12 protein-coding genes are annotated in these 12752 nt (G+C 73.6%); 5 read left to right on the plus strand and 7 right to left on the minus strand.

The window, feature by feature from the left end; all coding sequences use genetic code 11:
- The 4 genes from H180DRAFT_RS14565 to H180DRAFT_RS14580 form a co-directional block, all read left to right on the plus strand.
- Window positions 1-377 (plus strand): sigma-70 family RNA polymerase sigma factor (locus H180DRAFT_RS14565; RefSeq protein WP_139151389.1); only part of this gene is annotated, 377 nt, incomplete at its 5' end.
- A gap of 258 nt (window positions 378-635) precedes the next feature.
- Window positions 636-1238: a GAF domain-containing protein gene (locus tag H180DRAFT_RS14570; RefSeq protein ID WP_055486498.1), complete on the plus strand. Its 603-nt coding sequence runs from the start codon at window positions 636-638 to the stop codon at window positions 1236-1238.
- Between the two features lie 149 nt (window positions 1239-1387).
- Window positions 1388-2497 carry an aminotransferase class I/II-fold pyridoxal phosphate-dependent enzyme gene (locus tag H180DRAFT_RS14575; protein WP_055486499.1) on the plus strand — a complete coding sequence of 370 codons (1110 nt, stop codon included), beginning with the start codon at window positions 1388-1390 and terminating at the stop codon, window positions 2495-2497.
- Window positions 2498-2499: 2 nt separating this feature from the next.
- Entirely contained in the window at window positions 2500-3609 is a 1110-nt protein-coding gene (locus H180DRAFT_RS14580; protein WP_368073128.1) for an MBL fold metallo-hydrolase, read from the plus strand.
- Between the two features lie 108 nt (window positions 3610-3717).
- On the opposite strand, the gene H180DRAFT_RS14585 is transcribed toward H180DRAFT_RS14580, so the two are convergent.
- Together H180DRAFT_RS14585 and H180DRAFT_RS14590 are read right to left on the minus strand one after the other, a co-directional pair.
- On the minus strand, window positions 3718-4359 hold the full coding sequence (locus H180DRAFT_RS14585; protein WP_055486500.1) for a DedA family protein: 642 nt from the start codon (window positions 4357-4359) through the stop codon (window positions 3718-3720).
- Window positions 4359-5132, minus strand: a complete 774-nt coding sequence (locus H180DRAFT_RS14590; RefSeq protein WP_055486501.1) for an MBL fold metallo-hydrolase — start codon at window positions 5130-5132, stop codon at window positions 4359-4361. Before H180DRAFT_RS14590 ends, H180DRAFT_RS14585 begins: the two co-directional genes overlap by 1 nt.
- 179 nt (window positions 5133-5311) lie before the next feature.
- Here H180DRAFT_RS14590 and H180DRAFT_RS14595 point away from each other — a divergent pair, with 179 nt between their 5' ends.
- On the plus strand, window positions 5312-7477 hold the full coding sequence (locus H180DRAFT_RS14595) for a phage holin family protein (RefSeq protein ID WP_055486502.1): 2166 nt from the start codon (window positions 5312-5314) through the stop codon (window positions 7475-7477).
- A gap of 38 nt (window positions 7478-7515) precedes the next feature.
- On the opposite strand, the gene H180DRAFT_RS14600 is transcribed toward H180DRAFT_RS14595, so the two are convergent.
- The 5 genes from H180DRAFT_RS14600 to H180DRAFT_RS14620 all read right to left on the minus strand — a co-directional run bounded on the left by H180DRAFT_RS14600 (window position 7516) and on the right by H180DRAFT_RS14620 (window position 12568).
- Window positions 7516-8613, minus strand: a complete 1098-nt coding sequence (locus H180DRAFT_RS14600) for a fatty acid desaturase family protein (protein ID WP_079100118.1) — start codon at window positions 8611-8613, stop codon at window positions 7516-7518.
- A gap of 158 nt (window positions 8614-8771) precedes the next feature.
- A complete protein-coding gene (locus H180DRAFT_RS14605) occupies window positions 8772-9011 on the minus strand; it encodes a YrhK family protein (protein ID WP_055486503.1) in 240 nt (79 codons plus the stop codon).
- A 99-nt stretch (window positions 9012-9110) separates the two neighbouring features.
- On the minus strand, window positions 9111-10154 hold the full coding sequence (locus H180DRAFT_RS14610) for a PHP domain-containing protein (RefSeq protein ID WP_055486504.1): 1044 nt from the start codon (window positions 10152-10154) through the stop codon (window positions 9111-9113).
- Window positions 10155-10365: 211 nt separating this feature from the next.
- Entirely contained in the window at window positions 10366-11385 is a 1020-nt protein-coding gene (locus H180DRAFT_RS14615; RefSeq protein WP_055486681.1) for a glycoside hydrolase family 130 protein, read from the minus strand.
- 79 nt (window positions 11386-11464) lie between these two features.
- Window positions 11465-12568 (minus strand): LacI family DNA-binding transcriptional regulator, encoded by a 1104-nt coding sequence (locus tag H180DRAFT_RS14620; protein WP_074466819.1) that lies wholly within the window; start codon window positions 12566-12568, stop codon window positions 11465-11467.
- Window positions 12569-12752: the final 184 nt, after the last annotated feature.

Here is a 12752-nt window from a genome sequence, read left to right on the forward strand (position 1 = left end):
AGGATGTGCTGGTGGGGCTGGAGGCTCTGGAGAGTTACAGCACGTTGTCGCTGGATGCGCAGTTGCCGGGGTCGGATGACGGGTATTCGCTGGCGGACACGCTGGGGCGCAGTGAGCCGGGGTTCGATCATGTGATCTACCGGGAGTCGGTCAAGCCGCGGTTGGAGCGGCTGCCGGAGCGGGAGCGCCGCATTCTGTACATGCGGTTCTTCTGCGACATGACGCAGACGAGGATCGCTGATCAGCTGGGTATCTCGCAGATGCATGTCTCGCGTCTGATCAGCCGGACGTGTGAGCGGATCCAGCAGGAGGTCGACGCCGGCACGGACCGCGAAGACGACACCGGCGAACGCCGGCCCGAACTCACCGCCGCCTGACCCCGGCAACGGCACCGTCGGGCCCGGCGGCCCGTCACATCCCCGGTTTCGGGGTGATGTGGCGGGCCGCACGCACGGGAGACGCCCCTGCACAGCGGGAGAAGCGGGCGATGACACCCCGACAGCCCGCATGCGTCTCACGGGCCCGGCCAGATCTCCGGGCCGCCACCGCCAGGGCACCCCTGATGTTCACGAAGCCCTCCGGAACTGCACACATGCGGCCGTTTCCGTTCTGCCCGCCCGGGCAGCCGACCGCATGTGGAAGACCAGCAACCGCCCGGCGCCTACGACCGCCCCCCGGCCCCCCAGAGCCAGGCCCTCCGCTCCGCGACGCCGCTCACGCCGCCGGACGAGCGGGGGACGGCTCAGGCGGCAGAGTCGGCAGAAGCGGCAGAGGGGTCCTTCTGCCGCGGGTTCACCGAACTCGCGGAGCACGCCGCCGTCTCCACCTCCGGCAGCTGCGCGGCCGCCGTCACGCTGACCGATCCCGCGGGCGGCCCTCTGGCGGAGGCCCCTGGCGGGCGGGCCTCCGCCGTCACGCACCCCGAGGTCTCCGAACTGGTCGCCGTCCAGTGGGAGTCCGAGGAAGGACCGGTGCCCGCCGCGCTGGAGAGCGGCCGGCCCGTGCTCGTCCGCGACGTGCGGCACGAGACGCGGTGGCCCCGCTACCGGGCCATGGCACTGCAGCGGGGCCTGCGCGCGTGCGCGACGCTTCCCTTCCGCCACGAGGGCGCCGTGCTGACCGTGTCCGTCTACGCCTTCCACCCCGACGGGCTGACCGGGGTCGTCGAGGAGAAGCGCGCGGAGCTCGCCGGCCTGGCCGAGAAGGTCGTGCGCAGCCGCGGGCAGGGCGCGCAGTAGCCACAGCCGGACGACCACACCCCTCCATCGAGCGCCTACGTGTCGTCACACGCCGCCCTCCGAACTCTGCGAAGGTGGACGCACTGTGTATTTGTCCTATTTTATTCTCTGAGGGTGGCAGCGGCGGCACGACGGCGGAGGCGTGAGCGATGGAGGGCAGCGACGGCTACCGGCGAACACGGTCCGCCACCGCCGTCGCCGCCTGCGGCTACTGGCACCGCCGCGGCATGGAGACCCGTCCCGGCCAGGTCGTCGCCGCCCCCGGGGCCGAACTTCTGCTCCTCGCGGTGCTGGCCGCCACGGGCCCCGGCACCGTCCTGACGCCGAGGCCCTGCGAGACCTGGTACGCACGGCCCGCCCGGCTGCTCGGCCGTCCCGTGCGCACCGTGCCCGTGCCCGTCGAGTGCGGGGGAGTGCCCGACCCGGTGGCCCTGCGGGAGACGGCCGGCCGTGTGCGGGCCGAGGAACCCGAACCGCCCCGCGTGCTGGTGCTGTCCGTGGCGGACGACTGCACCGGCACCGCCGTGCCCCCCGAACTGCTGCACGAGGTGGTCGAAGCCGCGGGTGACGAGCGGCTGCTGGTCGTCAGCGACGAGACGTGGCGCGAGACGGCGCACGCGCCGCACAGCACGGTCGTCGTCAGCCCCGCCGAAATGGTCCAGGGCGGCCGGGAGACCGACGAGGTCGTCGTGCTCGCGGAACTGGGGGAGACGCTGCTGCCCCACGGCCCGGCCGCCGGGATCGCCCGCTTCCCCGACAGCGGACGCGGGCAGGGCCTCGCCGAGGCCGTACGAGGGGTGCTCACGTCGCTGCTGACGGGGCCGGCCGGTCCGGACGACACCGCCGTCGCCGACGCTCTCACCGAACCCGAGTCGCTGCGGGCACGCCGGGTGAGCACCGCGCGCGCCCACGGCTCGGTCCTCGCCGGACTGCACCGCGTCCTCACCGGGGCCGGAGCGCTGTGCCGCCCGCCGCGGGTGGGGCGCCACCTCTATGCGGACTTCGAGCCGGTGCGGGCCTCTCTCGAAGCTCACGGCATCCGGGACTCGCCCGGTCTGGAGGCACAACTGGTGCGGATGTTCGGGCCGTTCGCGTGCGGCGGGCACCGCTTCGGCGACGATCCGAAAGCGCTGCGGGTGCGGCTGGCCGGCGGCCTCGTCGCAGATCCGGACCTGCCCGCACCGGCATCGGCCGCGGGCGGCCGGGCACTCGAGTCCGTGGAATCGGCCCTTACCGAACTGACGGCCCTGCGGGGGTGACTGTGGAAGCGGACCGGACGCTGAGCGAACAGGAGACGGAGACAGCCACGAAGGCGCCCCCGCATGCGCCGTCCGCGCCCGCCCCGCCGGCACCCGCGAAGGCTCCGGCGCTGGTTCCCGTCGGGGCCAGGAGGCTCTGGCCACGGACCTTCGCCAACCGGCTGACCGCACCGCTTCCCGGCGTGCAGGCCCTGCTCCGCGTCGCACGAGAAAGGTCGATGCGTCCGGCGCCCGAGACCCTCGGCGACGTCGCGCGGCTTCCGTACGCACCGGGCCCGCTGCCCGCGGCACGGCCCGGGACCCTCGCCGTGACGTGGGTGGGGCACGCGAGCTGGGTCGTGCGCATCGGCGGTCTGACGGTGCTGACCGACCCGGTGTGGTCACGCCGCATCCTCGGCACGCCCGCCAGGGTCACGCCTCCCGGCCTGCCGTGGGCGGACCTGCCGCGCGTCGACGCCGTGGTCATCTCGCACAACCACTACGACCACCTCGACGCCCCCACACTGCGCCGGCTCCCGCGCCGCACCCACCTGTTCGTCCCCGCGGGGCTGGGCCGCTGGTGCCGCAGAAAGGGCTTCACCAGCGTGACGGAGCTGGACTGGTGGGAGGCGGCGGAGCTGCCCGCGAGCGACGGCGGCAGGGTCCGCTTCGAGTTCGTCCCCGCGCACCACTGGTCACGCAGGACGCTGACGGACACCTGCCGTTCCCTCTGGGGCGGCTGGGTGCTCACACGTCTGCGCGCCCGACGGGGGGAGCGCATGGGCAGGCGCGTCTACTTCGCGGGGGACACCGGCTACGGACCCTGGTTCACGCAGATCGGCCGCCGCTGCCCCGGGATCGACGTGGCGCTGCTCCCCGTCGGGGCGTACGAACCGCGGTGGATGCTCCGCCCGGTGCACACCTCGCCGGAGGAAGCGGTGCGGGCCTGCGCGGACGTGGGGGCGCGGGCGATGGCGCCGATGCACTACGGCGCGTTCCTGCTCTCGGCGGAGCCGCCGCTGCAGCCGCTGCAGCGCGTGCGTGCGGCGTGGGCCGCGGAGGGACGGGCGCGCGGCGATCTGTGGGACCTTCCCGTCGGGGCGTCGCGCGCCCTGGAGGAGCAGGAGGAGTAGACGTCCACGGCGGAGGAGGGCCCGGCCGCCGGCCGCCGGGTGGCTGGCCGTCGTGCCGTTCTCGGGAGCCCCGGTCGGCAGCGCCCGGCGGTCCCTCGCGGACGGTGCTCAACTCGCCCGGAACCGCCGCCACACCGCCGGGGCGACGCTGATGATCACGGTGAGGGCGACCGCCGCCGCGATCCCCTCCCACGGTTCGGGGAAGACGGAGCCGCTGAGGAGCCCGATGAGCTGGTAGACCACGGTCCAGGCGAGGCAGGCGGGGAAGTTGCCGTGCACGAATTCGCGCGTGGGCATCCGCGCGAGCAGACAGGCCACCATGACGGGTATGCGTCCCGCGGGTATCAGCCGGGAGACGATCAGCACGGGCACCTCGTGATCGCGGAGCTTGTCCTGGGCCTGGCCGAGCCGTTCCGGAGGCGCGTGCCGCCGCAGCCGCTCCAGCCAGCGCGATCCGCTCTGCGAATCCACGCCGCGCCGTCCGAGCGAGTACAGGGTGAGATCCCCGAGGAACGCGGCGGCGGCACCCGTCACGAACACCAGCGCGAGGCCGGCAACCGGAACGCTCTGATGGAGGGCCAGGACCGCGGCGAGGCTGACGAGCGAGCCCGTCGGCACCACCGGCACCAGCGAGCCGAGCAGCACCAGCACGAACAGAGCGGGGTAGGTGACGGCCTGCTCCGCGGACTCCCCGGGTACGACGGTGCCCCCTGCGGAACCCGCCCCCGCGAGTATGTGCGGAAAGGACATCAGGCCGACTCCAGCGTCATGCTCTCACCGTGCCCGAGCCGGTGGACCGTGACGCCGGGTGCCAGCATGCCCGCCTTGCGTACGAACTCGTCGCCGGGCGCGTGGAATTCGTGCGGCCGCACCGCGTCCATGCCGATCGGCCAGTACGTGCCGTAGTGCACCGGCACCGCCGTGCGCGGGCGCAGACGCACCAGGGCCTCGGCGGCACGCCCGGCGTCCAGGTGCTCCGGGCCCAGCCGGGGGCCCCAGCCGCCGACGGGCAGCAGCGCCACGTCGACGGTGCCGACCGACCGGGCCATGCCGTCGAAGAGGCCGGTGTCGCCGGCGAAGTACGTGCGGGCGGCTCCCTCCACCACGTATCCGAGCGCGGGCGCGCGGTGCGGCCCGTACGGCAGGCGGCGCCCGTCGTGCGCAGCCGGGACCGCGCGCACCGTCACATCCCGCACGGCGACGCGTTCCCCGGGCCCCACCTCCTCCAGGCGCAGCACGGACGCCAGCCTTCGCAGCCGCGGCACGGCGCGAAGGGCCCCGCGGGGCACGACGACGCGTGTGCCGGGCGTCAGCAGCGCCAGTGAGCCGAGGTGCAGATGGTCGGCGTGGAGATGTGAGACGAGCACCACGTCGGCGTGGGCGGCGGACCGCGGCGGCAGACTGCCGCGCCGTCTGCGCAGATGGGCCATGCGCCGCACCAGCAGCGGATCGGTGAGAACCGTCACCCCGGAGTCCCGCACCGTGGCGGTGGCGTGCCCCCACCATGTGACTTCCACCGGCACCTGTGTTCCTCCTCGTTGCTGGCCGCGTACTCCGAGCCTATGCGCCGGCGCACAGGGACGGGTCGGGCGCTGTGTCACGAGCCGGGCGCAACGTGGAGAATCGGAGAATATCCCGCGCATCGGGTGGGTTTCTCGTGTCTGTGGATGTGCGAGCGGAGCCGGGAGAGTTGGGAGGCGGTATGCGGGTGCGGATCTTTCCGCCCGCCCTGCTGGGGGGAACCCCTTGGCGCTGGCGGTCCTCCGGGGCCGCCGTGCTGCGGGTGCTGGCCGTGTGGCTGGTGAGCACTCTGACGCTGCTGGCGCTCGCCGGCATCCTGCCCGATTTCCGGCTGCAGTCACCCGGCGGCGACAGCGCCACGTTCATCGCCACGACCGCCGCCATAGGAGCCGGGGTCTTCGGCCTGCTCTCCGTGCTGGTGTGGCCGGTGCTGGTGCGGGCCCTGCTGCTGGTGCCGGCCCTCGTCCTGGGCACGCTCGTCTTCTTCCTCAACGGCTCACTGCTGTGGCTCGCGCTCTCCCTCGTCCCGTACGGACGCGGCTCGGCCGAGCCGGGCACCGCGGTGGTCGTGGCCGCGGTGATGTCCGCCGCCTCCTCGGCCACCGGCACGGCCCTGGCCGTGCGCGACGACGGTGCCTACCGCCGCCGTCTGGCCCGCCTCGCCGGGCGCAGGCGCCGCCGGGAGGGCCTGGGCCCGGCGCCGCGCACACCCGGCACCGTCTTCCTGCAACTCGACGGCGTCGGACACGACTTGCTGCGCGAAGCCGTGAGCGGACCGCCGAGCGGGCCCCCGCTGATGCCGGCCGTCGCCGAGATGTACGCCTGCACTCACCGCCTGACGCGCTGGCGCACCGACTGGCCGTCCCAGACCGGGGCCAGCCAGCTCGGCATCCTCCACGGCACCAACAAGGACGTGCCCGCCTTCCGCTGGTACGAGAAGGACTCCGGGGAGGTGCTGGTCAGCAACCGCCCGTCCGGAGCCGCCGAACTCCAGCGCCGCGCCGTCGAGGAGACCGGCGACCGCGGCCTGCTCGCCCTCGACGGCGCCAGCCGCGGCAACCTCTTCAGCGGCGGCGCCGGCCAGGTCGCGCTGGTGGTCTCGGTGGCCGCCCGCCGCGGCCGTGAGAACCGGTCCCGCGCGGGCTACTTCGCGTACTTCTCCGACCCGGCCAACGCCACCCGCACCGCCGTGTCCTTCGTCGCCGAGGTGGTGCGGGAGCTCGTCCAGGCGACGCGGTCGCGGCTGCGCGGCGACCGGCCGCGGGTGCCGCGGGGCGGCCTGTACCCGCTCATCCGGGCGTTCGCCACGGTCGTCCAGCGCGACGTGGTGGTCGCCGCCGTGCTCGGTGACGTCTTCAGCGGACGCACCGCCGTCTTCGCCGATCTGGTGGGCTACGACGAGGTCGCCCACCACTCCGGGCCGCGCGGCGGCGACGCCCGGCAGGTGCTGCGCCGGCTGGACAGGTCCGTGGCACTGATCGCCAAGGCGGCGCGCCGCGCGCCGCGCCCGTACCGCATCGTGCTGCTCTCCGACCACGGGCAGAGCGCCGGGGAGACCTTCCGTGCGACCTACGGCCTCACCCTGGAGGACCTCGTACGGGCGGGCTGCGGGCTGCCCGTCTCCCGCCGCGTGGGGCGTACACCCAGCGGGGCGGAGGCGCGCGCCGCCGCGCGCGCCGCGCTGCACAGACCGGAGGACGGGGCGCAGGACGAGGAGCGCAAACCGTCCAGGAACGAGGGCCCGGTGGTGCTGGCCTCCGGCAACCTGGGGCTCGTCTCCTTCCCCGACGTGCCCGGACGGATGTCGAGGGAGCAGGTGGACAAGCGGCACCCGGCGCTGCTGCGTACGCTCGCCGACCATCCCGGCATCGGCTTCCTGCTGGTGCACAGCGACCGGCACGGCCCGGTCGTGCTCGGCGGCGGCGGAGCCGAACACCGCCTGGAGACCGGTGAGATCACCGGCGGCGCGGACCCGCTGGCCCCGTTCGGGCCGGGCGCCGCGGAGGCCGTGCGGCGCAGTGCGGGGTTCCGCAACGTGCCCGACATCGTGATCAATTCGGTGGTCGATCCGGGCACCGGCGCCGTCCACGCCTTCGAGCAGCAGATCGGCTCGCACGGCGGCCTCGGAGGGGAGCAGAACGAGGCGTTCCTGCTCTGGCCGCGCGAGCTGTCCGCGCCGACGGATGGAGAGGAACTGGCCGGTGCGGAGAGGGTCCACCTCGTCCTGCGCCGCTGGCTGAACGAGGCCGCGGGCCCCCCGGTGCCGGCGACGCGCCCAGGGGGCGCGATCGAGGAGACCGGCCGGGAACTCCCGCACTCCCGCCCGCCGGCGGCCCGCCCCGCCTGACCGCGAGCAGGCCCACGGCCGGGCAGGGGAGCGGCACTTCAGCCGCGCAGCGGCCTGCCCACGTCGTGCAGATGCCTCAGCGCCTCGCGCCACGACTCGATCAGGCCCGTCTCGTGGTAGTCGATGCCCAGCTCGGCGCAGTGGTCGCGGACGATGACGCGGGCACGGCGCAGATGAGGTGAGGGCATGCTCGGGAAGAGGTGGTGCTCGATCTGGTGGTTGAGCCCGCCCAGCATCACGTCGGTCAGCGGGCCGCCCCGCACGTTGCGCGAGGTGAGGACCTGCCGCCGCAGGAAGTCCGGCCGGTCCGCCCCGGTTAGCATCGGCATGCCCTTGTGGTTGGGGGCGAATATCGACCCGAGGTAGACGCCGAAGACGGCCTGGTGGAGGAAGAGGAAGGCGAACGCCGTGCTGGGCGGCAGGACGAGGAAGAGCGCCGAGAGGTACGCCCCGAAGTGCGCGAAGAGCAGCGAACCCTCCAGCACGCGCCGCTTCATGTGCCTCTCGCGCAGCGCACGGACGCCGGCGACGTGCAGGTTGAACCCTTCGAGGGTGAGCAGCGGGAAGAACAGCCACGCCTGGTGGCGCCCGATGAGGCGGGGCAGTCCCTCGGCGCCGCGTGCCTGGCGCCGGGACCACACGAGGATGTCCGGACGGACGTCCGGGTCGAGCTCCTCGTGGTTGGGGTTGGCGTGGTGGCGCGTGTGCTTGTTCATCCACCAGCCGTAGGACATGCCGATGCCGAGGTTGCCGACGATACGACCGCCGATCTCGCTCGGCCGGCGCCGGCTGAAGACCTGACGGTGTGCGAGGTCGTGCGCGGCCAGGGCGAGCTGGCCGAAGACCAGCCCGAGGAAGCCGGCCACCGCGAGCTGCCACCAGCTCTCGCCCAGCGCGAAGAAGGCCGTCCAGCCGCCCGCGGCGGCCAGGCCGACCAGTGTCAGCCGGAGCGTGTAGTAGCCGGGGCGGCGCCGCATCAGTCCCGCCTCGTCGATCCGCGCGTACAGCCGCGCGAAGTCACTGCCGCGCGCGTGTGGTCCGTCCTCGTGCCCGCGCCGCGGAGCTGCCGTCCCTGTCGTCGTGCGTGCCGCGGTGTCCGTCGTGGTCCTCGTTCTGGGTGCTGCCGGTGTCGTCATGCACCGAAGCCTCCCGGCGCGGGGGTGGGTGCCGACAGCCGCGCAGCCCGCCTCTCACCAGGGGTGTCCGCCGCAGCAGCGGGGTGTCGCCAGGTGCACCCCCGGCGCGGGGGCGGGCCCGTGGCGCAGCCGGAGCCGGCCGTGACGGAGCGGCGGTCTCAGAAGTCCTGAGAGGACTCGTGGGCGGCGTAGGTTCCGCCGCGAACCGACCGCAGGTGGAAGTGGCGGACCAGCCGGATGACGGGCCTCACCAGCAGCTCCACGCTGCCGAATACGAAACACCAGGTGCCCGTCCTCTCCCAGCGCTCGGAGAAGAACATGAAGCTGCCGACGAGGAACCACACCGCGATGAAGATGTCGTTGACGATGCTCGCCACTTCGTACCGCTGCCGCAGCATCACCTCCGCGCCTTTCAGGCGGATCGTCAGTGGCTCTTTGCTCTCGCCGCGATGAGACCGTCTAGGGCTCGGATCGGACACCCTGGTCCTCCTGTCACGTCACGCTTCCCGGGAACCGTGCGTCCAGCTCAGCAGCTTGGCGGCGGTCCAGGTGTTGATGACGCGCTCCGCGGGCACGCCGCACTCCGCCGCACGGACGCACCCGTTGATCTGCCAGTCGAGCTGGCCGGGCGCGTGGGCGTCGGTGTCGATGGAGAAGTGGACTCCCGCGTCGACGGCCTGACGCAGCAGACGGCGCGGCGGATCGAGCCTTTCCGGACGGCAGTTGATCTCGACGGCGGTGCCCGACTCGGCGCACGCCGCGAAGACGGCCTCCGCGTCGAACCGGGACTCCGGGCGGCTGGAGCGCAGCCGGCCCGTGCAGTGGCCCAGCACGTCCACGAGCGGATGGCGCACGGCGGCGACCATGCGGCGCGTCATCTCCGCAGCGGGCATCCGCAGTTTCGAATGCACGGAAGCCACGACGACATCGAGCCGGGCCAGCAGATCCTCCTCCTGGTCGAGAGACCCGTCCAGGAGGATGTCGCACTCGATGCCGGTCAGCAGCCTGAACGGGGCGATCTGCTCGTTGACTTCCGCCACCACGTCCAGCTGCTCCCGGAGACGGTCGGCGGACAGGCCCCGCGCCACCGTCAGACGGGGCGAATGGTCCGTCAGCGCAGCCCATTCGTGGCCGAGCCCGGCGGCGGTACGGGCCATCGTCGCGATGGGGCTGCCGCCGTCGGACCAGTCGGAGTGCATGTGGCAGTCGCCCCGCAGAGCCGAACGCAGGCTCCGCGCCTCGTCGGTGACCGGGGCGTCGTCCACGGTCGTCGCCTCCGGCCGGGACTCCTCCTCGCTCTCCAGCTTCGCCAGATAGCCCGGGACCTCGCCGCCCAGCGCCTCCCTGACGACCTGCGCGGTCTTGGGCCCCACCCCTTTGAGGGACTCGAGCTGCCCCGCGGCCGCTCGCCGCTGCACCTCCTGCGCTCCCAGGCCGGCCAGCACCTCGGACGCGTTGCGGAAGGCCCGCACCCGGTAGGTGGGGGCCAGCGCGCGTTCCAGCAGGAAAGCGATCCGGTCCAGTGCCGTGATGGGGTCCACCGGGTGCCCTCCTGTGCGTGTCGTCCTGCCGGGCCCCGTCCGCGCCGTCGGCGTGTGCCCGCGGGGCCCCGCGTCGCCGTCCTCATCTTCCACGGTGCCGCACTTCGGCGGGCAGGGGCGCGCGCCCGGAGGGGGAACGAGAGCCGGACCGCTGACGACGGACCGGGAGCCGGTGCCGGGCCCGGGAGCGGACCCGGACCGGCCGCCGGGGTCAGCCCGTCCGCTCCAGCCGGGCGACGCCGATGTGCGCGTCGGCCATGCCGTAGAAGACGTAACGGACGCCGCCGATCTCCTCGACCGCCGTGGGGAAGACGACGTTGGGGACGGTGCCGGAGCGCTCCTCCTCCGTCTCGGGGGCCATCATCGGCTCGTCGGAACGGGCCAGCACCTTCGACGGGTCGGCGGGGTCGAGGATCATCGCCCCGGCCGCGTAACTGACGTGCTGCTGCTGGTCCATGAAGGCCTTGTCCAATTTCCCGGACACCCCGTGGTGGATGAGCAGCCAGCCTTCGTCGACGCGGAGCGGGGCGGGGCCGGCGCCGATCTTCAGCGCTTCCCAGGGGTGTTCGGACAGGGCGACCAGGCGGTGCTGCCGGGGGCGCACCAGGGCGCGGATGTCCTGTTCGGCCTCGGCGGCCGGGACGTAGGAGATCCAGATGCCGGGGCGTTCGTCGGTGACGCCGGCGGGCAGGTGGGTGCCCTCGCCGGGACGGAACCAGCCCAGGTCCCACATGGGGCGGTGCAGCATCGCGTATGCGGGCTCGCCGTCCGGGCCGGGGACGGGTTCGGGGAAGTGGACGACGTCCTTGTTGGGGAAGAGGTTGAGGTCGGTGTCGAGGCCGGGCTGGTACTCGAACCGGAGCGGGCCGATGCGGTGCCACTCCCGCAGGTCCGTGGAGACCGCGAGGGCCGCCCTCGGGCCGAGCGGGCCGTATGCGACGTACGACATCACGTGGTGCCCGAGGCTCGCTATCCACGTCACGCGCGGGTCCTCCACGCCCGCGTTGTTCATGCCGCGCTCCCAGCCCTCGTCGGGTGCCAGCACGACGCCGCGACGGTCGACGCCGGTGGGCACGCCGTCCGTCAGCGTCACCTCGGCGAGACCGACGCGCGAGACGTTGCCCTCGGCGACGAGGCGGGGGAGCAGATACAGGGTGCCGTCCTCGGTACGTCCGGACGCGGGGTTGAGCACGCCCTCGGCCTCCATCGGGTCGCCCGGGGACGGCGACATCACAACGCCCTCGCGCACGAGGCGGTAAGGGATGTGGGAGGAGGAGGGGGCGGCGGTCGAGCAGTCGAGCACGGTGGGATCAGCCCTTTGTCGCGGAGTGGATGTGTGCGGTCTCGCGCCGGCCGGCGGTGCGGGCCGGAGGCGCGGCCGCACCGGCGGCCGGCCCCATCGAGGCACGCGGCAGCAACTCGGCCGGTGCCAGCTCGACGTCGTCGGCGCGGCCCGCCGCGATGACCTCGTCGAGCGCGCGGGCCGCCGCGGCACCCCAGCCCAGGGCGTCGGCGCGTGCGGAGGCCAGCGGGGGGTGGGTGTAGGCGGCGAGAGGAGTGTCGTCGTAGCCGACGACGGAGAGGTCCTCCGGTACGGCCAGGCCCAGTTGGTGCGCGACGGCGAGGCCCGCGGTCGCCGACAGATCGTTCGCGTAGACGATCGCCGTGGGCCGCTCGCCCTCGCCGAGAGCGATCAGTTCGCGGGTCGCGGCCGCCCCGCCGTCGGCGGTGAACCCGCCGGGCAGGACGGGCCCCGGGGTGAGCCCTGCCGCCCGTACGGCCTGCTCCCACGACTCCCGCCGGCGCCGCGCGTGCCGGAACTCCTCGGGGCCCGCCACGTGTGCGATGCGGCGGTGTCCCAGCTCGGCAAGGCGCTCGACCGCCGCGGCGAACGCGGGCCTGTCGTCGAGGCTCACCGAGCACAGCCCCTGTGCGCAGTCGGGGTCGCCCACCACCACGGCGGGAAGGCGGAGTCCGGTGACCAGGGCGGGGCGGGTGTCGTCGACACGCATGTCCGTCAGCAGTACGCCGTCGACGCGGCGGTCCGCCGCGAGGCGGTGGTACACGGCTGCCTCGTCGCCGGGGCTCGTCACGTGCAGTACGAGGGAGTCGCCGCGGGGTGAGAGCACCGACTCGACTCCCGCGATGAAGGCGGGGAAGAAGGGGTCGGCGCCGATCGCGTCGGTGTCCCGCGTCAGTACGAGGCCCAGCGCGCCGGCCCTGCCCTTCGAGAGGGCCTGCGCGGGCCGGCTGGGGCGCCAGCCCAGTTCGGCGGCGGCCGCCAGGATGCGCGACTTGGTCGCCTTGGCCAGTCCGGGGCGGCCGTTGAGCGCGAAGGAGACGGCGCTGGGGGAGACCCCGGCGAGCCGCGCCACGTCCGCGATGGTGGGACGTCTCTCCCGTTCTGCTGCCATGCGTCAACCCTGTTCATCGAGGGGTGTGTTGGGGTTCGGCCGTGAATGCGGCGCATCGGATGCCATCGGATGGTTGAACCGCTTTAACAACTGCGCGATGCGAGCACTCAACCGGAACCCTGCGCCGGGTGTCAACAAGTGCGCCGGTGACGAATCCCGCCCGCGGCCTGCGGCCTTACCCGGG

Origin of the sequence: Streptomyces sp. WMMB 322 (genome assembly GCF_900090145.1) — a bacterium.
In the GTDB taxonomy this organism is placed as follows: Bacteria; Actinomycetota; Actinomycetes; order Streptomycetales; family Streptomycetaceae; genus Streptomyces.

Excerpts from the sequence above, each read along its gene's own strand:
- H180DRAFT_RS14575 (WP_055486499.1), top strand. The coding sequence starts at position 1,388 with ATGGAGGGCAGCGACGGCTACCGGCGAACACGGTCCGCCACCGCCGTC.
- H180DRAFT_RS14585 (WP_055486500.1), bottom strand. The coding sequence starts at position 4,359 with ATGTCCTTTCCGCACATACTCGCGGGGGCGGGTTCCGCAGGGGGCACC.
- H180DRAFT_RS14595 (WP_055486502.1), top strand. The coding sequence starts at position 5,312 with ATGCGGGTGCGGATCTTTCCGCCCGCCCTGCTGGGGGGAACCCCTTGG.
- H180DRAFT_RS14600 (WP_079100118.1), bottom strand. The coding sequence starts at position 8,613 with ATGACGACACCGGCAGCACCCAGAACGAGGACCACGACGGACACCGCG.
- H180DRAFT_RS14605 (WP_055486503.1), bottom strand. The coding sequence starts at position 9,011 with ATGCTGCGGCAGCGGTACGAAGTGGCGAGCATCGTCAACGACATCTTC.
- H180DRAFT_RS14615 (WP_055486681.1), bottom strand. The coding sequence starts at position 11,385 with ATGTCGCCGTCCCCGGGCGACCCGATGGAGGCCGAGGGCGTGCTCAAC.
- H180DRAFT_RS14620 (WP_074466819.1), bottom strand. The coding sequence starts at position 12,568 with ATGGCAGCAGAACGGGAGAGACGTCCCACCATCGCGGACGTGGCGCGG.